This window comes from Streptomyces sp. SM1 (assembly GCF_002910825.1).
Classification (GTDB): Bacteria; Actinomycetota; Actinomycetes; order Streptomycetales; family Streptomycetaceae; genus Streptomyces; species Streptomyces okerensis.
Map to the genome: position 1 here is coordinate 1 of NZ_NEUB01000853.1, position 24309 is coordinate 24309.

Sequence of the window (24309 nt, forward strand, 5' to 3'; positions counted from 1 at the left end):
GTAGCTATTCAGCAGGGTGTGATCGGTTCGCGGACCGTGCGGCGTGATCGCTAGGGTGGCGGTGTGGAGGATCCCGACTGGTCTGCGAAGGACCTTCTTGCCGAGTTGGCCGCGGTACGCGGCGAGTTGGCGGCTTCCCGGGCCGAGGCGGCCGCGAAGGACGAGCGGATCGATCAGCTGCTGGTCCAGATCGCGGAGTTGACCACGCAGGTCCAGGCCCTGGTACTGCGGCTGTCGAGGGATTCCTCGACCTCCTCGAAGCCGCCGTCCTCGGACGGGCCGGGCAAGCGGCCCCGTGGCGGGTCCTCGCGTACCCGCTCGGGACGCAAACCGGGCAAGCAGCCAGGTGATCCGGGCACCACCTTGCGGCAGGTAGAGGATCCGAACGAGCGGATCGTCATCCCCGCTCCGGCATCCTGCGCCGGCTGCGCGTCCTCGCTGGTCAAGGTTCCGGTGGCCGCGGTGCGCCGCCGTCAGGTCTTTGACCTGGCCACCCCGCTTCCGCCGCAGGTCATCGAGTACGCCGCGGACGTCAAGTGCTGCCCCGGGTGCGGAAAGAAGGCCACCGGAGTCTTCCCGGCCGGAGTGGAATCGGCGGCCCAGTACGGTCCCGATGTCACCGCGAAGGTCGCGGACGCGGTCCTGGGACACCACATCCCGGTACACCGCTCGACACTGCTGGTGATGGAACTGTGCGGGATGAAGGTCTCCACCGGCTTCGCCGCATCCCTGCGAGGCCGGGCCGCCCGCCTGCTGGAGGCCGGGTTCCTGCCCTCGGTCCGCGCCCTGCTCTCCGGCGCACCCGTCGTGCACGCCGATGAGACCTTCACCCGCACCCGGGCCAGGACCGTCTTCCTGCACGTGGCCTCCACCGCGCACCTCACCCTGATGCACACCGGTGACCGCTCGGCCGCGACCATCGACGCCGGCCAGGTCCTGCCGCACCTCAGCGGTGTCCTGGTCCGCGACGGATACGCCGGCTACACCCACCTCGACCACGTCCTGCACGCCTGGTGCGGCGCGCACCTGCTACGTGACCTGCGCGGCATCCATGAAGCCGACCTCCAGGGCCAGCTGTGGGCCCGCGCCATGGCCGACACCCTCCTGGAAGCCAACCGTCTCGCGTCCGCCGCCCGCGACACCGGGCGCGAGGAACTCACCGCCGACGAACTGCGCACCATCCACCGGCTCTACACAGGAGCACTGGCCCGCTCCCGCCAGGACAACCGGAACAAGAACACCGAACTCGCCCGGCACGCCCGCACCCTGGCCAAACGTTTCGAGGAACACCGCGAGGTCATCCTCCGCTTCACCACCGACCTGGCCGTCCCCTTCACCAACAATCAGGCGGAACGCGACATCAGACCCGCCAAGGTCCAGCAACGCTCCTCCGGAGGCTGCTGGCGAACCCTCCAGGGACTGGCCGACTTCGCCATCGTCCAGTCGTACCTGTCGACCGCGGCCAAGTGGGGCATCAGCCGCTACGACGCACTCCAGCGCCTCTTCACCACAGGGGCGTGGATCCCGCATGCCCTCACCCCTGACACAGCAACAGCCTGACCGAACCGCTCAACCCCGCTGAATAGCTACGATCGGTGGACACCCTGCGCGTTGCCGAGCGCGGCGAAAGATTGCAGCGGATGAACACGAAGCCTCCTTAAGACGTTAGAGAGATCCATGATCTACAGGGGGTCGTATGGGCGTTTTTTGGGCACCGTCGCCAACCAGAGATCGGAAGAACTGAGCCAACTTCGGCGCCCTGGGTGGAAGGGCAGCAGAGCCATTCCGTGGCTCAGATCGTCTCACCATTCTTCTGCTGGCTGGCAGCGCGGTTTGGGTCCCCGGTCTGTCCTTCGCCTCCTTCAACCAATTCAGCAGCGCGCTCATCGTCAGCCCGGATCCACCAGGACCTCGCGCCCTCGATATCGCCTTCGTTGTACAGCAACTCACCGAGTTCACTCATAGCCTTAGTGTTTCCGCCTTCTGCTGAGCGGATCCACGTGGAGCGTGCGCCATCAATGTCGCCATCCCTGTGCAACATGAAGCCGATCACGGCCATAGCGTTGACGTTCCCTCTATCGGCTGCCTGGCTCCACCATTTGATTGCGCTTTTTTCTGAGCCCTGCTCATGAAGCAAGATTGCGAGGTTGTTCATGGCATCCGCGTTCCCGGCCTCGGCTGCGCGGGTGTACCACACGCGCGCCTCCTCGGTTTCGCCGCGTTCGTTCGACAATACGCCGAGGTTGTACATTGCATCGTTTTCCCCGGCTTCGATAGCGCGGGTGTACCAACGACGCGCGCCCTCAGGATCTTCATCATGCAGAATGGCGCCAAGTCTGATCATGGCACTGGAATCCCCAGCCTCGGCAGCGCGAGTCCACCAGGAGTGCGCGTCGTCGGTGTTGCCCGCTGCGTGCAGCGCGTTCGCGAGGACGTTCATAGCGAGGACGTTCCCGGCTTCGGCTGCGCGGGTGTACCAGGTGCGTGCGCCCTCAGGGTCTTCCTCACGTAGAAGGGTGCCAAGGCCCACCATGGCGCCGGGCTCGCCGACTTCGGCAGCGCGAATCCACCAGGACCGCCCCTGGTCGGTGTTGCCGTCAAGATAGAGAAGGCCGCCAAGTATGGTCATGGCGTCGGTGTTCCCGGCTTCGGCTGCGCGGGTGTACCAGGTGCGTGCGCCCTCAGGGTCTTCCTCACGTAGAAGGCTGCCAAGGCCCACCATGGCGTCGGTATTCCCGGCTTCGGCCGCGCGGGTGTACCACACGCGCGCCTCATCGGTTTCTCCGCGATCTTGCAATAGGAACGCGAGGTTGTACATCGCATCGGTTTCTCCGGCTTCGGCTGCGCAGGTCAGCCAATGGCGCGCACCGTCTATGTCATCGTCGTGAAAGAGGAGTGTGCCGAGGTTTGTCATGCCCCTGGGGCTACCAGCCTCGGCGGCGCGGGCAAACCAGGTGCGTGCTCCTTCCGTGTCGCCCTGCTCACTTAGCAAGACGCCAAGGCCAGCCATAGCGTTGGTGCTTCCCGCTTCAACTGCGCGGGTGAACCAAGTATGTGCGCCGTTCGTGTCACTCTCGTCGTAAAGAAAGCGACCCAAGGCGTACATGGCGTCGGCGTTTCCGGCTTCGGCTGCGCGGGTGTACCAAGCACGTGCCCTGTCGATGTCCCCCTGTTCCTTCATTTGATCGCCGAGCACGACCATGGCGTTGACATCTCCGGCCTCTGCTGCGGGGGCCGTTTGGTCCCGCCAGATCTGGGCTGTCCCCTCAGCACCTCGTGAGTAATTCGAGCCGTCGGGTGAGGTGTCCGGGAGTGCGGGCTCGGTGGGCCGCAGGTGAACTGGTAGCACGACGCCCGGCGTGCTGGCCAATGGGGATGCGGTCACGGTGTCCCGCGCGGCGAAGGATGCTGATAGGGCATCGCGCAGGGCCTGCAAGGTTCTGATGACCTGTGTGGCAGTTGCGGGGCGCTGTGCAGGATTCTTCGCCAATAGTCCCTCGACCAGATCCGCTACTTCAGGTGAGAGGCCCGGGACGAGGGAGTCAGCACGTTCGGGAACGAAGGAGAGGTGGGCTTCCCTGTAGGCGTAGTGGTTGTCGCACCTGAACGGGGAGCGTCCGGTGAGTAGCTCGAACAGAACAGTGCCGAGCGCGTACAGATCGGTTGCTGCGGTGGCCCGCTCACCGTTCCACACTTCGGGTGCGATGTAGGCCGGAGTGCCCATAATGATGCCCGTGGCGGTTAGCCCGGAGGTCTCTCCTCCGAGCGAGGAGATACCGAAGTCAAGCACCTTGACCGCCCCGGGACGACCTGCCTTCTCGACCAGGACGGCATTAGCTGGCTTGATGTCGCGGTGGACGATGCCGTCGGCGTGGGCGGCCTCCAGAGCGCGGGCAATGTGCTCCGACCACGTCAGCGCCTTGTCGACATCCAGCGGGCCGACGGCGACGAGGTCGCTCAGCGGTCTACCGTGTACCAACTCCATGACGATATAAGCGGCGTCCACCAGTTCTTCGCGATGATGACCGTAGTCGTAGACGCTCACAATGTGCGGATGGCCGCTGAGCCTGGCTGCGACACGCGCCTCCCGTTTAAAACGGGCCAACATGGAATCATCCGCGAAGACCGCCGGTACGAGCTTGACAGCCACTGGCCGATCCAGCGTCAGGTCGGTCGCCCTCCATACTTGTCCCATACCACCACGGCCCAACTCTGTCTCCAGCCGGTAGCGTTCCGCAAGAACGGTCACCGTCCACCCCCTGATCGGCTTCCCACAACCTGACAGAGCAGACGATAACGCGGAGTGGCGGGAGCGATCAGTTCTCCTGCCAGCGAGCACCGCGATCCCGTACGACGAAGCGACGGCGCGGGGCCGGAGCGGCGAGGAGCCACCACGGCGGGGCGGGCACGACGACGGCCGCGCGGGCCAGCGCACCTCCGGTGGTGGTCCCCCATCTCGTGGACCAGCCGCACTGGGGCGGCCATGGCTGACGACGCCTCAGGCGAGCCCAACTAATCTTTGTGCTCGTAGTTCAGAGAAGGGGTCCTGTCGCAGGCCGTCTCCTACCTGTCGTGGCTGGAGTCAGCGCATCACGAGTTCGAGGCACTGGTCAAGGAGAAGCTGGGTGCCGGGGCAGCCGAGTCGATCGACTGGCGGAACCCGCGGATGGTCTGTATCGCGGCCAGCTTCTCTCACCACGACCGGGTCGCGGTGCAGCGACTGCGCGAGCGGATCGACCTGGTGCGTTACCGCATCTTCGATGGCGGGCTGCTGAGCCTGTTGCTGATCGAGTCCACGCCCGGCTCTCCGGGTCAGGCTCCGGCTCGGCGGCAGCATCGAGAGCGGGAGATCACAGCCGGTGCCGCCGACGTCGGGAAGCCGTTGGTCCAGGCGATCCTGGGCGCACCCCCGGCTTGCCTGCGGGACCTGTACGCCGAACTGGACGAGGCTCTGACCGCGTGGGGCGAGGTCGAGGTGGCTCCGCTGATGCACTACATCGCCTACCGGCGCATGGTGAACCTCGCCTCGGTAGTCTTCCGCCCGAAGCACGAGGTGATCCTGGTCTACCTCAGAGTCGACCCGGAGACGGTCGAACTGGAGGAGGGCTTCTCCCGCGACATGCGCGGCATCGGCCATCTCGGGACGGGCGACCTGGAGCTGCGGATCGCCTCGGCGGCCGACCTGGAGAAGGCGGGGGCGCTGATACGGCGAGCGTTCGAGGCGGCCTGACACAAGAGGAAGGGCGGCTGCAGTCAGTCGGCCCTGGCCTGATCGCTCTCACGCTCGTGCCGGATGAGATGATCGCGTCTGGCTCTGCGTGATCGGCTCAGAGAGAGGGCGCAAGGGGTGCTCAAAGACTCCTCGTTGAGAGGCTACTTGCTGGAAGAGTCACTGGCCTGGTTGCTCCGATTCAGCGGTTACCGGCTGCTCGTCCACGAGGACCAGGATCCCGCCGAGCTGGTTAGTGAGGGCAACACTCTCCGGGTCCTCGGGCGTGGCGCCCTGCATCAGGTGGATGTACTTGGGGAGTTCGCGTTCACGCCGGCGTTCTCCATGCCGGTAAGGCTGTTCCTGGAGGCCAAGTATTACCAGGGTCGCTGCGGGCTGGAGGTCGTACGGAACGCCCACGGCGTGGTGCACGACGTGAACGAGAACTTCATGACGCACTCAGGGACGCGGCCGAGGCAGCGTTTCAAGTATTCGTACGCCCTGTTCTCCGCGGGCGGTTTCACGGCAGATGCCCAGAAGTATGCGCTCGCCCACCAGATCTCCCTGGTGGATCTGTCCGGAGCTTCGTTCGCCTGGCTGCTCGGCCATATTGGAGCCACGGCGTCGAGTCTGTTCAAGGCGCAGAAGCACTTGGCCGCGTCGGTTCCCTTTCCGGTCAACTGGATGCGCACGGAGCTGCGGCGGGCGCTGGGGACGTCTCCGCTGCACCTGTTGCCGCCTCCGTCCGATGCCGATGGGAAGTTCATGCAGGTGGCCGGTGCCGCGGTGGCCGAGTTCGCCGCTGTATTGCGGCAGCGCAGTGACGCAGAGCTGCTGCTCGGCTTTCCCGCGGCGCCATTCATCCTGCCGCTTGCCGCTGACGATCATCGGGCGTTTCTGGAGTACGCGGAGGCTAGGCCGGACCACGCGGTGCGGATCCGGCGGCGTGGGGTTGGAGCCGCGGCGGAGTGGACGGTGTCGCCCGCGGAGGCGGTCGGCGCCTACGAGTTGGCGTTCAAGCTCCCGGAGCACATCGAGGACTGGATCAGCGGCGTCGAGGAGAAGGAGCGCCGCCGCACCGTCGAGGTCAAGGAGCAGTTCCTGTCGGCGATCACGCTGTACCGCGTGAACGGCACGGGTGTGCGCACCTATCAGTTGCGGTACGAGGCGAGTTCGCTGTCTCGCGCGGGGAACGCCCTGCCGTAGCTCGGCGCCCATGGCCCTGGCTGCGGTGCCGTACGAGGGGTGCGGCACCGCAGCGCACTGCGGCTCAGACGGGGAGGTACGGGCTGGGGTTGCCGTGCCAGCTGATGGTCAGGGCGTCGCGGGCGCGGGTGGAGGCGACGAAGAGCAGGGAGCGTGCCTTGCGCTGTTCGCGTTCATAGCGGGGCGGGTCCTCGGCGCGGTAGCGCTCGATGGCGCTGGTGCGCGGGATGATGCCGTCGCTGGCTCCGATGACGGCGAGCCGTTGGTATTCGAGGCCCTTGAAGCGGTGCATGGTGCCGACGTGGACTTCGCCGTCGCCCTTGGGGCCTTCCTTGGTGAGCTCGGCGCAGGTGATGCCTGCCTTGGTGGTGAGGTAGTACATGGTCTGGCTGACCATCTCGCGGTCGGCGACGCATACGGCGATGTGGCCGCTGGGGTCGCGGGGTGCGCCGTTTTCGTCAATCGAGAGGTCGTCGCGCCACGTGGTGAGGGTGGTGGCGAGTCCGGCGAGTTCGTCGTCCCAGGTGCGGTAGGGGACGAAGACCGGCTTCGGGCCGTTGAGGACGGAGCGGTATCCGGCGAGGTTGTCGGTGCCGTCGTCGAGGTCGTCGAAGGTGATCTTCTGCTTGTTGTCGGTGGGGGCGACGACGCGGAGGGCTTCGGCCAGGATCTCCCTGGTGGTGCGGTAGCTGAGGGTCAGGCGGGAGGACCGGCCCCGGATGTGGATGCCGAGGGCGCCGAGGGCGATCTGGTAGTCGTAGTAGATGCGCTGGTGGGTGTCGCCGGCGATGAACAGATCGTTGGGCTGGTCGGGGTCGGCCATCGCCCGGAGCATCTTCCAGTGCGCCGGACGCAGGTCCTGGGCCTCGTCGACGATGATGTGACGGTAGCGGTAGCCGAGGTAGCGCATGCCGGAGCTGTTGTCACGGTGAATGAGGTCCTTGCCGCCGACCTCGTCCTTGTACTCGCGGCGGGCCTTGATCTTCGCGGCGCGTTCGATCTCGAAGCGGGCGGCGCGTTCAGCGGCCTGGCCCCAGGTTTCGACGCCGAGTTTGTCGAGGCGGGCGGTGAACTGCTCGATGAGTTTCCAGATGTGGGCGCGTTCGGGGCGGGTCAGTCCCCGACCGCGCCCGGCCCGGCGTGCCTTGAAGTAGTCGGAGCGGGTGGGGATCGACTGGCCGAGAATGACCTGCTCCCACTCCTCGATGACGAATTCCGGTTCGAAGCGCCGGTCATCGAGTTCCGCCAGCAGCTGGCGCATCTCCCCGAGTGCCACGGTGTCATAGACGCGCTGCCTGCCGCGGCCTGGGGCCGTGTTCTCCCCCAGGACCCGGCCGACCAGCTGGTCGACGTGGGCGATGTCGACGCGGGCCAGCAGGTCGGGGCCGACCAGCGAGGCGAGTCTGAGGCGCAGGTCGGTGGTGAGGTTCTTGGTGAAGGAGGTCAGCAGGATCGGCTTGTTGTGGCCGGGGGGCAGTTGTTCGGCGAGGTGCTTGACGCGGTGCAGGGCGACGATGGTCTTGCCGGTGCCGGGGCCGCCGGAGACCCGGGCGGGGCCCTCGTAGTGGCGGTGGACGATCCGTTCCTGCGTGGGGTGGAGGAAGACCTTCCAGGCGCGGAAGTCGCCTTCCTCGATGGCGGCACGTACGGCGTCGTCGACCGTGGTGACCTTGGTGCGGGCAAGGGCGGTGGCGAAGTCGTCGGGGTCAGGGCGCTGGTCGAGTTCGACCGGTGCGGTGATCTCCTTGCGTACGTCGTCGATGTCCATGCCAGCGGCGAGGCCGTAGAGGACGTCCTTGGACAGCAGGGGTGCGCCCTCGACGAGCTGGTCGAGTTCGGCACTGGTGGTCACGGTGAGGGCCAGCTCGACGAGCTGTTCCGCGACGCCGAGGTCGCGCAGTTGCTCTGCCCGGTACGCGGCCAGCAGCGGTGGTGCGGCAGGCTCGGGTTCCGGCTCAGGGGCGGGCCTGGGCGTGGGCGCGGGGGCGTTCGGTTCCGGTTCGGCCGGGGTGAGGGTGATGCCGGCGCGGCGCAGTGCGCTGTCGCCCACAACGGCGAGGTCGACGAACTCGATCTCGCCGGTGACCCGGTTGACGGCGACCTGGAGTTCTTCGTAGACATCGCGGCGGTGGCGGACGGCGATGACCAGCCAGCTCTCGGTGCCGTCCGTGTCGACGCCGGTCTTGGTGAGCAGAGCCCGGTAGTCCTGGGCAACGCGGGCGGAGTGGATCCGGGAGTCGCCCTTGAGCTGCTTCTTCCGCAGCCCGGGGAGGTCGGGGTTGTTACGGAAGTTGTGGCAGAAGTCGTAGAACTGGGCCTTGACCGAGCGGTCGAGCTTGTACAGCTCCTGTTCGGCCTTGCGGTACAGGCTGAGCCGGGCGGTCATCGGGCGGTGCCTTCTTCCGTGTCATGCGTGTCGGGGAGCTTGGCGAGCAGTTCGTCGAGGTGGTCGAGCCACTCGGCGGCGGTGCGGATCGTCCAGCCGTCCTTGGTGTAGGCGGCGTCACGTCGCTGGGCCTCGTCATCGTCCGTGCCCTGGTGGGCGGCGACCACGGCGACCTTGACGCCGTTGGTGTGCCAGGCGAAGTCGGCCGGCCACCGGCTGGTGCCCAGTTCGTAGCCGAAGACGGGCGCCTTCTTGCCGCGGTCGGCGAGCATCTCGGCGAGGCGGAGCAACTCGGGTGCCTCGTCAGGATCATCGCGCAGGATGTCCAGGATCTCCTCGTCCCACAGTGCGTCGCGCAGGGCCTGGGCCACGGCGGCTTCGGCGGCCGAGTCGTGGTCCGGGTCCGGGTCGACGGGTTTGACCACGGCCGCGGGCAGCTCGACTGCGGCGGGGACGGGTGCCAGGACGCCGATGAGGGAGTCGAGTTCGCCGAGCCCACCGCATACGGCGAGGACTTCGGCCTCGAAATCGGCGGCCTTACTGGCCGCGAGCTGGACACCATCCCCGCCAGCCCTGGACAGGAACTGGGTGAGGTTGGTCCAGTACAGCCAGGACCGCCAGCGCTGCTTGTGCTCGTCGGTGTCCAGGACGGCTTCACTGTCGTCGAGGACGGTGAGCGCGGTCCACTTCAGGTTCTCGGGGTCGGCGGCATCGAGGGCGAACACGATCGGCAGGCCCGCGTCGTCCTGGCTGCGGAAGACGTGGACGGGGCCGATGCCGGCCGCGTCGGGAACGAGGGGTTGGTCGTGGCGTTCGGCGGCGGTGAAGGTGGCCAGCTCCCCGCGCAGGGCGGCGATGAGTTCGCTGCGGCGGCCCGTCGCGACCACCGGGGTCGTGCCCGGCTGGGCAGTCAGTCCGGTGACCAGTGCCTGGGCCCGGCGGGCCCACTGCTCGGCGTCGGGATCACGCAGGTAGGCGATCAGCGTGTCGATCGGGTTGGCGAAGGCGGCCGGGGCGAAGTGGGCACGCTGGCCACCGTACTGTTCGTACGCGGTCTTGGCCTGCTCCTGCGCGGTGCCCCGGTAGGGCGGCCAGACGGGCTTCACGCGGGTGGAGCGCTGCTCGAACAGGTCAATGTCGGCCCAGGTGATCTGGAAGACGGTCTCACCGTCGGCGCGCAGCCGGGTGCGCTTGTCCGCGTCGGCGGCGATCTCGTTGTGATCGCGGCTGGCGTGGAAGCGGAACCCTTCGAGATAGACCTTGACGCTCTGAGTGGGGCCGTCGACTCGGGTGAAGGTGAAGTCGCTGACCGTGCCCGCCAGCCGCTGCTGTGCGGTCAACCGCCAGTGCATCACCCCGGAGTCCCCGTCACCGTCGGGGGCAGAGGTGAAGCGGAGATGCCCGCTGGCGTGGCCGTCCTCGTCCAGGGACGCGTCGCCGGTGACCTTCACCCACTCCCTCAGGGCGGTCAGGAAACGCGCCTCCAGGTCGGATTCCACCTGGGCGTCCAGCCCGACCAACCCCGTGTGGTCGACCTCGCTCCACTCCCAGCCGTCTGAACCGTCCCCCTTGAACAACAGGGATTCCAGCATGGTCACGGCGAACTGGCGCGAGACGATGTCCTGGAAAAACTCCGGGGTGTAACGGTGCAGGCAGCGGTGGCAGGCCCGGCGCCGCTCCTCGGCGCACGGGCACTCCTTCAGCAGCTCGTATGCCTTCATCAGCGTGTCACGGAAGGCGACCGGGTCGGTGAGCCGGTCCAGGTAGCCGGTGCCGCCGGGCAGAGAGTCGAAGAGCACCAGGAACCAGCGGCGCTCCCCGCTGTCCGTGTCCGGCATGGACGCCACCGTGGTGGCCAGATGCTGCGGGTCCCCGCCGTAGTGCAGGTCCACACCGAGCCGCAGCGCGGCCCGGAAGGAGTGCACCTTGGCGTCGACGTCCGCGGTGGCGGCCGGGAGCAGCACCCGCAGTGCCTCGGTCCGCAGCGTGTGGGCCAGCAGCACCGGCTCCTCGCGGGCGTCGGTCTTCTTGCCGCGGCGCAGGGGGCACCAGGGGCGGTGGTGCTTGAGGCGTCCGCTGCGGGCAGCCAGGGAGTCCAGTTCGTCGGTGTCGTGGGTGATGACGGGTTGGCCGTCGGCGCTGGCCGCGCCGCATGCCGTGCACACGTGGAACGGGTTGAGCCGCACCAGGTGGCCGGCGAAGTCGTCGCGGGCTGGGGCGTCGTAGCGGACCGGTCCGACGTTGATCCGCCGGATCATGGCGCTGCGGCAGTAGTCGACGCCGAACGTCTGGTGGTCGTGCCGCCACGACTTGCCGCGCTCGATCTCCTCGACCGGGATGTCGACGGCGTCCACGACCGCGTAGAAGCGGCGGTCGCGGTCGTCCTTGTCGTCACGGATGTGGGCGTCCTCCCGCTTGTCTCGCGAGGTGACGGTGGCGGGTTCAACGATCTGGAACAGGCAGGAGCCGTCGTCCGCGATGTGCGCGGTCTTGCAGCGCGGGCACGGTGACCGGTCCTCGGCGGCGTCCTCGGTGCGGACGTAGCCGCAGCCGGGGCAGATTCGCCAGGTCCGCCATTCCTGCTGGCCGCCGGTGGCGATCTCCAGGCCGCTGATCTGGTGCTTGTAGCCGTTGACGTAGAAGGTGTTGCCGGGGGCCAGTTCCTCAAGCGCGATACGGCGGGGCCGCTCGTAGGCGTAGGTGTCGGATGTGTACTTCGTGGGGTCGGACTCACTCTCGCCGTAGAGCGTGGCCGACAGGACGGTCGTGGAGTCGATCAGCGCGTAATTCGGCAACAGCCCCAGATCACACAGCGCGGTCTGTGACGGGGTATCGCCCAGGTTCATCAGCCTGCGCCCGACACCGCGCCGCTCAGCGTCCAGCTCCGCCTTCTGCCGCGCCTGGTCGGGGTCGGACTCATGCAGTTCGCCGTGGGCCTCGTCGATCTCCTTCAGCCGCGCCCGCAGTGCCTCCTGGCTGCGGAACCACTCCCGCTCGGCCTCCTCGACATCACTGCGCAGACCGTGCGTGGCGTATGTCCGCAGGTCCTGCTGAGCCTCGTCACTCACGCCCGTGGGGAACAACTCCAGGAACCCGTCCACGAGTTCCTCACCCTGGGCGATAGCCAGTTCCACCAGATCCGTCAGGTAGCCCGACGGCCCGAACAGGCGCGGCGCCTTGTGGGGCATCGCGCGCAGCACGACACCGTCCGCGCGCACCAGACGCCCGGCGGCGGCCAGGTCCAGCAGATGGGCCAGGTACTGGCGGCGCAGGATCTCGACGGCCGACAGATAGCAGCCTGGCGGCACGATCGTGCCGGCGATCAGGTCCCTGGGGCGTTCCAGGAAGTACAGGTCACGACGCCTGCGGTCCGGGATCGTCAGCAGGAACGCGTTGCCGGTACGGCGACCGGCCCGCCCGACCTGCTGGGCGTACGAGGCAGCACGGCGCGGCAGCGCGGCCAGCACCACCGCCGACAGGTCACCGATGTCGATGCCCATCTCCAGCGTCGGCGTGCAGGACAGCACGTTGGGGTCCTTGAAGCCCTCGCGCCGCTTGAATGCCTTCTCCACCTCCTCGCGCTGCGGGCGGGTGAGCATGCCGGTGTGCTCGGCGGTGACCACCTGATAGGTGCCGGCACCCCGGTACAGACGCCGGTAGTAGTCCTTGGTGTAGTCGCGGTCACGGTGGTGTATCCCGAGCGCCTCGGGCCGGTCCCCCGCCACCAGTCGGCCCCGGCGGCACCGGTAGGACGGGCAGGGCTGCTCGTGCCACTGGTCCAGCAGCGACGGGTGGACCGTCTGCTCCCAGAAGCACACCGGGCAGCGCACGTACGCGTGCCGGACCTGCTCGTCGTCCAGTAGCTGCGCCTCGATATTGCCGGGCTTGAGCCCGTACACGCGCAGCGACGTGTCGCGCGGGGTGCGTACCGACAGCAGCCCCAGCGCGGCCAGTTCGGGCAGCAGCCGCGCCCAGAACTCCGGCGCCATCTCCCGCGGCAGGTCGAGGCAGCGCCCCGCCCACCGTTCGTACCAGGACAGCCGCCCGGTGGCGAAGTCGAACTCGCTGCCGTTCTTGGTACCGCTCAGCAGGAACACCGGGGCCGCGACCCGCTTGGGGAACGCGCGCATGCCCGGCGCCCGCTTGCCCCAGATGAAGTACCGGCTGGTGCCCGCCTCGTCGACGTACTTGTCCAGCCACTTGTGGGCGACCGCGCCCCGCGTGCGCAGCCGCTCCAGGAAGATCCGCACGAAGGCCAGATAGCGGGCATCGTCCTGTGCGATCAGCGGCACACCGTCCCGTACGCACTCCTCATGGACCCGGCGGACCAGCGCCACGACCGCCGCCGGATCATCGACGCGCACCTGCGCGGCTGCGGTGCGGGTCAACTCCAGCGTGCGGCCGTTACGGGAGCGGAACCCGAACTCCATCAGCGCCTCGAAAGCGAGCCGCTGCCCGATCAGCCGCCACACCGGCAGGCCGCCGCCACGCCCCTCGCCGGACAGCAGTTTCTCAACGCCCTTGTAGACGTGCAGGTCCGGCGGCACAACCGCGGCCAGCGTGTCCTTGTCTGTGGTGGCCTCGACCACGTTCGCTATCAGGTCATTCAGCGCCGTCGGCTCCTCGTGCCTCAGGTGCTTGGCAAGCAGGGCGCGTAGCGAGAAGGTGTACGAGCGGTTGGCGACGAACCCGGCCCGGTGCGCGGCGTCCTGCACCGAGTCGTTGAACATCAGCGTCTTGTCCTCATGCAGCTTCTTGTCGAGCTCTCCGCCCGTGAACAGCTGCGTGATCGACGCCGCGGCCATCGCCGCCGACCCGGTACCCAGATAGCGGATCGCGTTGCGCTCGCCGCACGCCGGGCACCAGTCCTCCCGCGCGGCGGTGTTCGCCACCGTGCCGCCGAAGTGGACCAGAACGAACGCCGAGTCGCGGGCCGTCAGCCGCGGCTCCTTGGTGTCCTTGTCGTAGTCGTTCAGGGGGTCGGGGAGCCGGAGCCGCTTTCGTGCGCCGTCCAGCACCATCAGCAGGCCGCCCGCGCCCTGCCCGCCCGAGGCGCCGTTGGTGCCCCGGCCGCCGGCCGCCATCGGTGCCGCGCCGGAGCCCTCCCGTGCCTCCCGTTCGGTCGCCGCGATCAGGTTCCGTACCCGCGCCTTGTCCTGGCCCAGCGAGGCACGGCGGATCCGGTACGTGTCGAACTGCACCTCATGGTCATCGCTCTCCGGCGAGAACACCGCCCAGCCCGACCGCCCACAGTCACGGCAGTACACGGCCGGCAGGAACAGGTTGGCGCTCTGCCCGGACGTGGCTGTGGTCATCGGCGCCGCGCGCCCGCTGTCCGACGCGGTCGCGTCCGCCGTCCCGGCCACGTCCCAGCGGAACTCCGCCTTCGGCCACGGCAGGACCCCGCGCAGCAGCCGGGACACCGACCGCGCCCACTGGTGCACCTCGACGTGCACGAACGGCCGCGGCTCCCCCGGCGGGGACTTCGGATTACGGGCGTACGACAGCAGCGCCACGAACCGGGCCAGCGCCTCGGCCGCCTTCTCCGGCTGCCGCGCCACTGCCTCCGACCAGCCGGCCGCGCCCGCCCGCCACATGATGTCCAACACCTCGGCGCCGGTCTTCACCTCCCCGTCCAGCGCCTGCATCACCGCCCGGGTAAACAGATGGCGCTTCAGGTTCTCGCCCAAGAGGAACGGATCGTCGTCGCGTACGCCGGTCACGGCCTCGATGAGATCGAGGAGCGCCTCCGTGTCACCGGATGCGGGATCGGGCAGTGCAAGCAGTTCGTCCGGCGTCGGCAGACCCTGCATCGTCACGTCGCCCAGCGGAATGAACTCCTCCACCGCCAGCCGGTTCTCACCGACGATCGACTCCGCCGTGAACTCCGTACCGAACACGTCCGTCGCGACACCGAGCAGGCGGGCCACACCATCGTCGTCCGTGCCCGACGCGAGCGTCGCCGAGGTCGCCACCGGGCAGATGGATCCCAGCGGGCGCCCCTTCTCCGACACCCCGATCGCGGACGCCTGCCGCCGCAGGAGCATCGCTACGTCGGTGCCCTGCGCGCCGTCGTACGTGTGGAACTCGTCCACCACGACGTACCGGATGTCCGCCTCCCGCCACAGCTGCGCGTCGTCCTCGCGCTGCAGCAGCAGGTCGAGCATCTTGTAGTTGGTGATCAGGATGTCCGGCGGCGAGAGCTGCATGTCGGACCGCCGCGTACGCACCTTCTCGTACTGCGTCGCCGCCCGGTCCCCGATGTACAGCCCCGCCCACAGCTTGCCGAGCTCCGCCTCGTTCTGTGTGAGCAGCTCGTTGATGCGCTGCGCCTGGTCGGTCGCAAGCGCGTTCATCGGGTAGAGGAACACCGCCTTCACGCCGGTCTTCCCCGTCTCACGCTCCCGGCGGCAGTGATCCAGCACCGGGTAGAGGAACGATTCCGTCTTGCCCGAGCCCGTGCCCGTGGTGACAAGGGTCGGCTGCGGGGTGTGGCCGTTCGCGGAGGTCAACCGCTCGAAGGCCACCGCCTGGTGCGCGTACGGCGTGAACCCCTCGCGCTGCCACTCCAGATGCTTCCGCCATCCGTCACCAGCCCCGGTGAAGGGCGTACGGATGCGAAGATACGGCCCCCGGAACATCCCAGAGGTCTCGTCCCCGAGGAATCGGTGCAGCGCCTCCCGTGCACCCTCGTCGCTGAGTGCGTACGTCGTCGACAGGTATTGCAGCAGGCTCTCCTTGAGCCCGCGTGCCTGAAGCGTCGGCCTCACGGCTTCGGTACCTCCTGGTTAACGGGGTCCCACTTGCCGTCGGCAACCGCTCGATCGAGCCGTGCCTTGAAATGGGCGTGCGCTTCACGCATCTCGTCCTCGCGCTTTGCCTGGTAGAAGGGGGCCCGGTAGCCCTCGGGGACGGGCGCATCGACGGGGTCCTGCCCCTTCTCGACAGCCGTCCGATACGGCTCGAACAGCTTCCACGAGTCCTTCGACTGTCGCTGACCGATCGTCCGCGCGTTGCCCGCGATCTTCCAGCCGTCCGCGTCGAACCACGTCACCGCCTCGTACTTCTGCAGCACGGGGAAACGGCCCCGGTACGCGGCGATCAGCGCGTCGGCATCCATGCCGAGCCATACGGCCACGAGGGCGTCGATCTCGACGAGGGCACTGCGGCGTGCGCGCTCGGTGCGGAGGGGCGTTTCTGGGCGCCAGTCCCGAGTGACGTCGTTGAGGGGCGAGAGGCCAGGCCAGTCACGGGCCCAGGGCTCGCCGGTGGACCAGGTGGGGTCGTAGAGGTCCCGCCAGAGGTCGGCATAGGCAGCGGTGAGGCAGTTGAGGCGGAGCGTACGGAGGAGGAGAGCCGACGCCAAGGGGTGGTTGAGGGTGGGGGCGGGCATGGCTTTGGCACCCTTGACCTGGAGGTCGCCTCGGCCGGTTACCCGAAGGAAGTAGTCGAGTGGAAGCGACGCCCAGAACCCGGCAACCAGAGCGGTGAGATGGTGATCGGACATCGCCAGGCTGTGTACGGCATGAATGTGCGCCGTGCCAGGCGGAACGAGCGCCGCGTAGAGGGCCCGCTCCGTGTCTGGAGCGACCTGGCGACGCCAGGCAAGGCGGGGGAAAACGACGTATCGCCGCCTGGCCCGCTCCATCAGCACGGCATCGATCTTCTCAGGCGTCACCTGCTCCTCAGGAATATGGTCGTTGTGCGCAACCTTCCGCCGGGCACGGGCGACCGCCTTCTCGCTCGCCCGCAAACGTGAGAGGGCTCGCCGGTCGATCCACCGTTCCTGGTCAGCCAGGTACTCGCGGTTCCTTCCTTTCGCCCGTACATACTCGGTACTGGGCACGAAATCCGGTGCAAGATTAACGAGATCCGCGCCGTACGGATCGTTGGTGTTGGCGTCGTGGCGTTTGAACACCGGGGTCGCAACGCCCAGTTGGATCCCCTTGAGAACTACGCGATGCCAACGATCCGGCTGATATTCCTGACCCGTGTTGGGATCGGGCTGGTTATACTCGATCAGGTTGTTCTTCTTGGCTAGGCTCTCGTCGTATCCACGTGTGATCGGCGGCTCCAACTGCCCAAGCCGCACCGGATAGTCCGCCAGCGCCTCGATCGCCGCCGCCTCCGCCGTGCTCACGGGGAACAGCAATCTGGCCTGCTCGACCGGCTGGTCAGCCGCGTCCAGCAAACGCTGCCAGATGGAGAGTTGGTGCCTGTCTACCCGAACAACACGGGCCCGATGCGGACGCTCATCGTAAGGGCCACCGCGATACCGGATGCCAGGACCTTCTCCTGAACCATCGTGCTGAGGCGAGAGGCGCAGCACGTCCGTTGAAACCAGCCACGAAAGGTGGCCGAAGTCAATCTCACCTGGGTTGCCGTAGACGTGTACGCCAAAGTGGCTGGATTCGCCAACAGGCTTCGGGAAGAAGCGATGGCCGGGATTGAAGAAGTCCCCGTGAATCCGCAGCCGCCGATAAGCAGCCTCCCGAAGCGCTGCCTCCTTGTCCCCGGTGAAGTGCGTATCCGGATGCACCATCCCAGCAGTCCCGTCCGCCGACATGTGCGCCCACACCTGGGACATGAACGCCCGGTACAGATCCGGCTGAGTCCCTGTCAACAACGGATACATCTGCGGCGAACCGAACACCGCGACCTGAGCCGTGGTGTTCGTCAGCTCACCAAGCACGTACCGCCGAGCCTTCTCCTTCCCCAGGACTTCTCGCCGTCGGCGTTCCTTCTCCGCCGTAGACGCCTTGGCCTCCAGCTCGAACCACGGCTCGTGCTCCGCAAGCACGGCTGACTCGTTCCAACGGGGCCTCACCCACGGCGGATTCCCCACTTGGAGATCGAAGCCACCGTTCTGCGCGAACACGAGGGCGAACTCCAGCTCCCAGTGCAGGAAGCCCTGCTCTTCTGCGATGTCGCGCACTTCCCGGAGCCACGGGAAGCGGTCTTCGGGGTTGCCAGCGTCCATGCCCATGAAGCCGGGCAGGGTCTCTTCGAATGCCTTCAGGTCGGGGAGGCTGGTGAAGCTGTCGATGAGGGTGCCTTGGTCGCCTTGGGGAAGGTCGGCCGTGCCCAGCATGGCTTCCAGGAACTCCAGCCAGTCTTCGAGGTCCTTAAGCGGGACGACGGGTCGCCGTTCGGGCACTCTCGGCTTGGCCGCGCTCTTCTTCGGGCTCGATTTCTTGCTCTTCTGCGTGCTCTCCGCCGCGCGTTCGGGGTCAGCCTCTTCCCTCTCCTGCACGGCCTCATCGCCCTTCACGTCGGGGTCGAGGTCCTCGAAGGAGGTCTGCTCAGGGCCCAAGGAGAAGAGGGCGACCGCTTCGGCGAACCGCGGCGCGGGAACGGCCGCCGACTCCGCCACGACCGAAGTCGGTTCCTCCGCAGCCACCGGCGCGGCAACAGCATGTGCCTCGGGCTGCTCCCCCGTCATCGGCACTCCGCCCAGCAACGCGCTGAGGCTGTCCGCGCCGCTCACTACGTTCGCCCGGGCGGTGTACTCCCCATCCGTCCCATCCAGCAGCCCCGCCTTGTCGGCCGGCCAGAACCAAAGGGCGCACCAGGCGTCCATGACCTTTTTCAACCGCCAGTACGGGGTGTCGACGGCGTTGAAGAGGTCTTCGAGGACCTTCTCCTTCGGTACGGCCTGCTCGGGGTGCTGGAGGAAGGCGTACTCGGGGTCGGTGGGGTCGGCCTGCCAGACGTCGATGCGGCGGGCGATCTCCTGCTCGGAGAGATCCATGCGCTTGACGACGGCCGACCACAGGAACTCGGCACGGCGGGCGGCATCGCGCAGCCTGGTGAACTGCGAGCGGGCTTCCTCCTTGGGCTTGCGGGTTCTGGGATTGAGTTTGGGGGTTCCGTCCTTGTTGAGGTGGGCCAAGCTGCGCTTGGGACGCTGGAGGATGCCTTTCTTCCAGACGACGAGCTGCTCGATGTCGGCCTTGGCCAGGTCCTTGGCCTCCTTGGAGCCAGTGACCGCAGCCCAGCCGGGGCTCGGCAGCAGGAACTGGTGGATCGCGCCGTCGGGCAGTGGCTGCGACTCGCCATCCTGGAGGAAGGGCAGCGGCGTCGGTGCGAGGGCGCCCTTCGCCTTCAGCCATGCCTTGTCCGCGCTGGCGATGTCCTCACTCGCAAACACGGCGCGGCGGGCGCCAATGAGGGAGTTACCGCGGCGCAGGTGCAGGCCGAACCAGGGGGCACGCATGCCGGGATGCATGGTGTTGAGCCACAGCGACACCTCGGCCAGTTCGACTCCGGTCGCGTTGAGGTCGACGCCGTACGCGTTGTGCAGCGCGACGTACGCCTTGACCTTCTGTTTCTCGGTGATCGCGTCGGCGGCGGGGATGGTGATGCCGAGTTCGTCCTGGCGGCGGCGCAGGTACTCGTCGGCGACCTGATTGATGGCCTCGTTGAGGAATGCACCGGAGCCGAGGGCGGGCTCACAGATCTTGTACTTCAGCAGCTCGGCGGCGCGCGTCCTGATGGCGTTGCCCTGTTCGTCGCGCTCCTGGTCGAGGCGGTTCTTCAGGGTGAGTTCGACGGTGGCCTTGGTGAGGGACTCGGGGGTGTAGTACGAGGCGGTGGTCTCGCGGGCGCGGCCGGCGAGCCGGTAGGCGAAGGAGCCCCGTTCGTACCTCTTCACACCGCGCAGGCCCTTGCGGGCGTCGTCCTCGCTGTAGTGGACGAGGCTCTTGTCGGGGTACTGGTCCTGCTTGCGGGAGGGGATGAGCCAGGAGCCCTGCTCGGGGTCGCCGCCCTTGGCCACCTCGCACAGCTCTTCCTCGGCGATGATGCCGGTGTAGGACATCAGTCCCTCGTAGACGGCTCCGAGTTGGTTGATGCCCAGGTTGCGGTACGAGATGAAGCCGCCGCGCTCACCACGCTTGCCCTTCTTCATGGTGAGCAGGCGCAGCACCTCGTGCAGGGCCTCGTTGCGCAGGCGCAGGTCGAGCCAGCTCGGGTCGTTGTCCTCGTCGCAGCGCGGGTCCAGCACGCCCCGGCCGATGAGGCGGATGGCGCTCGGTTCGAAGAGTTCGCTGCGCAGCGCTTCGAAGCGCAGGCCGCGGTCCTCGCTGCGGCGGGCTTTCTTGGCCTTGCGGGTCTCCTCGTCGTCGCCGGGCTGGTCGTCGTCGGGTTCGGTGCCGTAGGGGCGGTGACCGTAGTTGACCTTGTTGAAGAGGACGTCGAGGGATTCGTAGAGGTGGAAGCCGTTTCGGGCCTCCTCCTCGACGAGTTCCTCGTCACGTTCGACGAGTTCGCGCAGGCGGGCCATGGAGTAGCCGGCCTCGTACGAGCCGTCGTCGGCGGGGAGGATGCCCAGTTCGGGGCGGGCTTCGGCGTACAGCAGGAACAGGATGCGGTAGAGGTAGCGCAGTGCCTCGCGGGTGAGTTCGCGGGCGAAGGGGATCTTGGGGCTTTCGATGTCGGCCGGTGTGACGTCGTTCTTGGGGTCGGCCATTTGGTGCAGGACTTCGTTGGCAATGATCTCGACTGAGCGCTGGAGGCCGTGGCGTAGTTCGGTGGAGACGCCGGCCGCGTTGTCTCCGGAGGACTTCAGCAGGGCGTCGATCGGTCGGCTGGTGTCGTTCTCGCCGGGTCGCAGCATGTCCAGGCTGAACAGGGCGGCGATGGTGGCGAGTTCGCCTAGTTGGGCGCGGTCGTTGCGTTCCAGGGCGGCGTCGAGGTTGACGGCGAGGTAGCGGCCCTCGCTCCAGGCGTGGCGGTCGGCGAGCAGGAGGACGCCGCCGCACAGCAGCAGGACGAAGCGGGGGTGCTCGCCGCCGGCTTCGCCGAGTTCGCTCTGGAACAGCCAGGAGGCCAGGGCCGGGCCCGTCTCGTACGCTTCGCTCGCGCCGACCCGGAAGGGGGTGAGCAGGCGTCCGGCGCCGTCGGCGTTCAGAGCGCTGTCGTTGTCTGCTGCCCAGCCGCAGTCGAGGGCGATGATGCCGTGGCCGTGGTAGGCGACGGGCAGGGTGTGGTCGCGGCCGGCGCGGTGCACGGTGAGCTCTGCTGGGGAGGTGTCGTAGCCGAGGGCGCGCAGGACCATCTGGTGCCATTCCGCGAGCCGTTTGGTCCACTCGGGGTTGTTGTGCGTGTTGAGGCGGGCGTCGTCGTCGGTGTCGGCCTGGGTGGTCTGGGCGAAGTAGCCGCGCAGTTCCTCGGCGAGGTAGGGGGTGCGCAGGGTGCGCAGCAGTTCGCGCGGGGTCCGGCGGGGGTCGTTCTCGTCGCCCTCGCGCTGTGCCCAGGTGGTGAACAGGCCCTTCTTCAGGTCGGTGCCGAGTTGTTCGGCGAAGTAGTGCGCCGAGAGGTATTCGCCGCGGTTGGTGAAGGAGTCGAAGTCGGTACTCACTGCTGCCTGCCCCCTTCAGCGGCGGTGGCGGTGGTCGCGGTGGGTTCGAGGACGGCCAGCAGGCGCAGCATCGGTTCGCCCGCCGTCTGAAGGGACTTGACCAGTTTCAGCCGCCGCTTCGCGGTCCGGTCGAGTTCGGCCTCGTTCGGTCGGGCGCTGGCGAAGAGTGCCTCCTGCCGCCATTCGGCCACTCGGTCGCGGTGAGGTTTCAGGGTCGCCTCGATCTGCTTGCGGTACACGGCTTCCCGCTTGGCGAGGTGCCGTTCGGCGGCATCGATCACCGCGGGTACGAGTGCGCTGAGGCCGGGCATGTCGCGGGGTGTGGCGCGGCCGGGCATGTCAGGGCTGATGCCGTAGCGCTCCAGCAGTTCGGGGGTGAGCGGCTCGACGTCCGGGTTGTCGGGCAGGCCGAAGACGGCCATCCATTCCACGACGGTGGGCTTGCCCAGGGCGTTGGAGTAGATGCCCTGGACTAGGTACGTCGGGGTGGTGACGGCGGCGGCGAGTACGGGCGCCTTGTGCCGGCCGATCTCGACCAGCACCTTGTCGGTGAGCCAGTCCAGCACCGGGTGGACGTCGGTGACGTAGGAGACGTTCGGCCACTGGGACTCGGTGGTCTCGCGAGCGGCGTTCAGGCGCTTGACCGCGAGCTGTTTGGAGAAGGTGACGCGCATCCGGGCCGGCTCGTCCTTGCTGGGCAGGATCTGCTGCTCGTTCAGGTACGACTTGGGCAGTGCCTTGAGCCGGTACAGCAGGTCCGCCGGGGGTTCGAAGGCGATGGTGCCGTCCTTGTCGCGGCGCAGGGAGAGCATGTCCTCGGGGTTGGGGCGGCAGACCTGCCGCAGTGCCTCCTCGAAGTAGTCGGCCGTGGACGCGAAAAGCTTGGGCACCTCGGCGCGGGCTACCTCGGGATGTTCGTGCACGGCGCCCACCTGGCCGAGAATGCCGGTGAGGAAGGCGGCTGCGCCCTGCTGGGACTGTTTGATGGACTCCTCGACAGTGCGGCCCGCGATCAGGTCCTGGGTGAGGCGGTTCTCCTCCTCCTTGGCCCTGTACAGGCCGGTGATAGCCTCGGCCGACCCTTCGATCCGGTGGGCCTGTTCCTCGCGTCGGAGCAGCTTCTCGCCCACCAGGCGGTCGTCCAGGGTGCGCGGCTCGCCAGTGGTCTCGTCGGTGCGCCAGGGGATGTCACTGGTGAGGACCAGCGCGCGGAACTCTGGCTTGTGCTTCTGCCCGTAGCGGTCGATGCGGCCGTTGCGCTGCTCGATGCGGATCAGGGACCACGGCAGGTCATAGTGCACCAGGTGGTGGCACTGCTGGTGCAGGTTGACGCCCTCAGAGGCGACGTCGCTGGTGAACAGGATGCGCACAGGGTCGTCGTACAGCCCGAACTTCTCGACGATGTCCTGCTGTTCCTGGTCCGTGGTCGCTTCACGGTGCATGACGAGAACGGCACCGCCGAAGCCCAGCCAGGGCTTCTTCTGGTCGGGGCTGGTGGTGTGGGCGAAGCCGAGGGCGGCCGGCACGGTCTCCGCCAGCCACCGCAGGGTGGGGACACTCTCGGAGAACACCACGGCCCGGGTCTCGGAGCCAGGGCCGACTCCCATGGCGCGCAGTTCCTCGACTAGGGCTCCCAGCTTCGCCGAGTCGCCGTCCTCGATCTGCTCCGCGAGGTGCTGTAGGTCGACCAGGGCGGCCCTCTCCACCGCCTGCGCCGCTTCGCGTACGGCCGGGTCCTCGGGCCGCATCCGCCGCTTGCCGTTGCCGGACTTCTCGGGCGGCGGGTTGTCGATGTTCCCGATCCGGGTCTTGACCGTCTCCAGCAGGGCCTTGTGGGAGGACAGGAACGACTTCAGCAACCGGTACGGGACAAGCTGATGCCGGCTCGCCGACGGTGCGTCCGGGTCAGCGGGGATCCAGCGGGTGGCCAGCTCCTTGAAGACCGCGAGTTCATTGGCAGACGCAGGCACGTGGATGGGCCGGGAAGGGCCCCTGTCGGCCCACTGGGTCTCCTTGAGTGACTCCCGGACCTCCGGAGAGGTCTTCGTACGCCGGATGTAGAGGTGCCTGAGATCATCGACCTCATACTTCGACGGGTTCGCGATCGCCGCTTCGTCCAGCATCCTGACGAGTTCGGCGAAGGAGGAGGCGTCGCCGTTGTGCGGGGTGGCCGAGGCCAGCACCAGCGCGTCGGTCTTGCGGGCCAGCAGACGGGCCAGGTCGTTGTTCTTCGTACCGCGGTTGACCAAGTTGTGCGACTCGTCGATGACGACCGCGTCCCATTCCGTGTGCTCCAGGTGGTGCGCGTACACGTCGCTCTTCAACGTGTCCACCGAGATGATCACGCGCTTGAAGTAGGCGAACGGATTGCGACCGGCGGGGATGTCCCGTTGCACCCGCTGGATACCGGTCGAGTCCAGGCGCACCAGAGGGATCCCGAACCTGGTCCACAGCTCCCGCTGGAACTGTTCCAGGACGTGCTGAGGCGTCACCACCAGGATCCGTTCACCGCGCCCACGCCGGATCAGCTCCGCCAGCAGGACTCCGATCTCCAGGGTCTTGCCCAGGCCCACCACGTCCGCGATCAGGATCCGGGGCTGCGCGTTCTTCATCGACAGCGCCAGCTCTGCCGGCCGTAGCTGGTGAACCTGCTGGTCCATGAGGAAGTTGTCCGCCAGCGCCAGCCCCTGCTCGGTCTGCGGCAGGGAGGTCTTGCGCATGACCGCTTCGAGGAAGAGCCGGGACCGGAGATGGTTCGGCGAGTCGTCCGGCACGAGTTCGGTCTCGCGTGGATCCAGCCGCTGTACGACGTCGAGGCGGTCGTAGAACACGGCATCCATGCCGCGCACGAACGGCGACACGCCAGTGACCTCAATCATCCACCCGTCGCGTTGCGTAAGCGTGCACTTGCGCACCAGCCACAGATCCTCACGGATCAGCACCTGCGCGCCCGGTGCGTACCCGCCCGACAGCACCTGCTGCTGGCCTGTCTCCTGCGACAGACCCTCCTCCGGCCCCCGGGCGCCCGGCACCGCCTCACTCTGACCGCTCATGAGTCCCGCCTCGACGCCCAACGTCCGCTCCCATCCTTCACGCTCACGGCGCCCCCGACGCCGCTCGTCCCGCACCCGCTCCATGTGGCCTACG

The 24309-nt window shown here is 67.7% G+C and carries 8 protein-coding genes; 3 read left to right on the forward strand and 5 right to left on the reverse strand.

Features of this window, described 5'->3' with window-relative positions:
- Window positions 1-105 precede the first annotated feature (105 nt).
- Entirely contained in the window at window positions 106-1560 is a 1455-nt protein-coding gene (locus B9S61_RS27775) for an IS66 family transposase (RefSeq protein ID WP_103544695.1), read from the forward strand.
- Window positions 1561-1792: 232 nt separating this feature from the next.
- Here B9S61_RS27775 and B9S61_RS27780 read toward each other — a convergent pair whose 3' ends face one another.
- Entirely contained in the window at window positions 1793-4249 is a 2457-nt protein-coding gene (locus B9S61_RS27780) for a serine/threonine-protein kinase (RefSeq protein WP_146064967.1), read from the reverse strand.
- Window positions 4250-4666: 417 nt separating this feature from the next.
- Here B9S61_RS27780 and B9S61_RS27785 point away from each other — a divergent pair, with 417 nt between their 5' ends.
- Together B9S61_RS27785 and B9S61_RS27790 are read left to right on the forward strand one after the other, a co-directional pair.
- Window positions 4667-5230: a DUF5655 domain-containing protein gene (locus tag B9S61_RS27785; protein WP_258039885.1), complete on the forward strand. Its 564-nt coding sequence runs from the start codon at window positions 4667-4669 to the stop codon at window positions 5228-5230.
- Window positions 5231-5347: 117 nt separating this feature from the next.
- Window positions 5348-6415 carry a restriction endonuclease gene (locus tag B9S61_RS27790; RefSeq protein WP_103544698.1) on the forward strand — a complete coding sequence of 356 codons (1068 nt, stop codon included), beginning with the start codon at window positions 5348-5350 and terminating at the stop codon, window positions 6413-6415.
- A 64-nt stretch (window positions 6416-6479) separates the two neighbouring features.
- Here the strand turns inward: B9S61_RS27790 and B9S61_RS27795 are convergent, their stop codons facing one another.
- Genes B9S61_RS27795 through B9S61_RS27810 form a run of 4 tightly spaced genes read right to left on the reverse strand, consistent with a single transcriptional unit; the run spans window position 6480 to window position 24215 of the window.
- Window positions 6480-8801 carry a UvrD-helicase domain-containing protein gene (locus B9S61_RS27795; RefSeq protein WP_103544699.1) on the reverse strand — a complete coding sequence of 774 codons (2322 nt, stop codon included), beginning with the start codon at window positions 8799-8801 and terminating at the stop codon, window positions 6480-6482.
- Window positions 8798-15571, reverse strand: a complete 6774-nt coding sequence (locus B9S61_RS27800; protein ID WP_103544700.1) for a DEAD/DEAH box helicase — start codon at window positions 15569-15571, stop codon at window positions 8798-8800. Before B9S61_RS27800 ends, B9S61_RS27795 begins: the two co-directional genes overlap by 4 nt.
- On the reverse strand, window positions 15568-21162 hold the full coding sequence (locus tag B9S61_RS27805) for a hypothetical protein (RefSeq protein WP_103544701.1): 5595 nt from the start codon (window positions 21160-21162) through the stop codon (window positions 15568-15570). Before B9S61_RS27805 ends, B9S61_RS27800 begins: the two co-directional genes overlap by 4 nt.
- Window positions 21159-24215 carry an SNF2-related protein gene (locus tag B9S61_RS27810; RefSeq protein WP_181007567.1) on the reverse strand — a complete coding sequence of 1019 codons (3057 nt, stop codon included), beginning with the start codon at window positions 24213-24215 and terminating at the stop codon, window positions 21159-21161. The genes B9S61_RS27805 and B9S61_RS27810 overlap by 4 nt, the downstream gene beginning before the upstream one ends.
- Window positions 24216-24309: the final 94 nt, after the last annotated feature.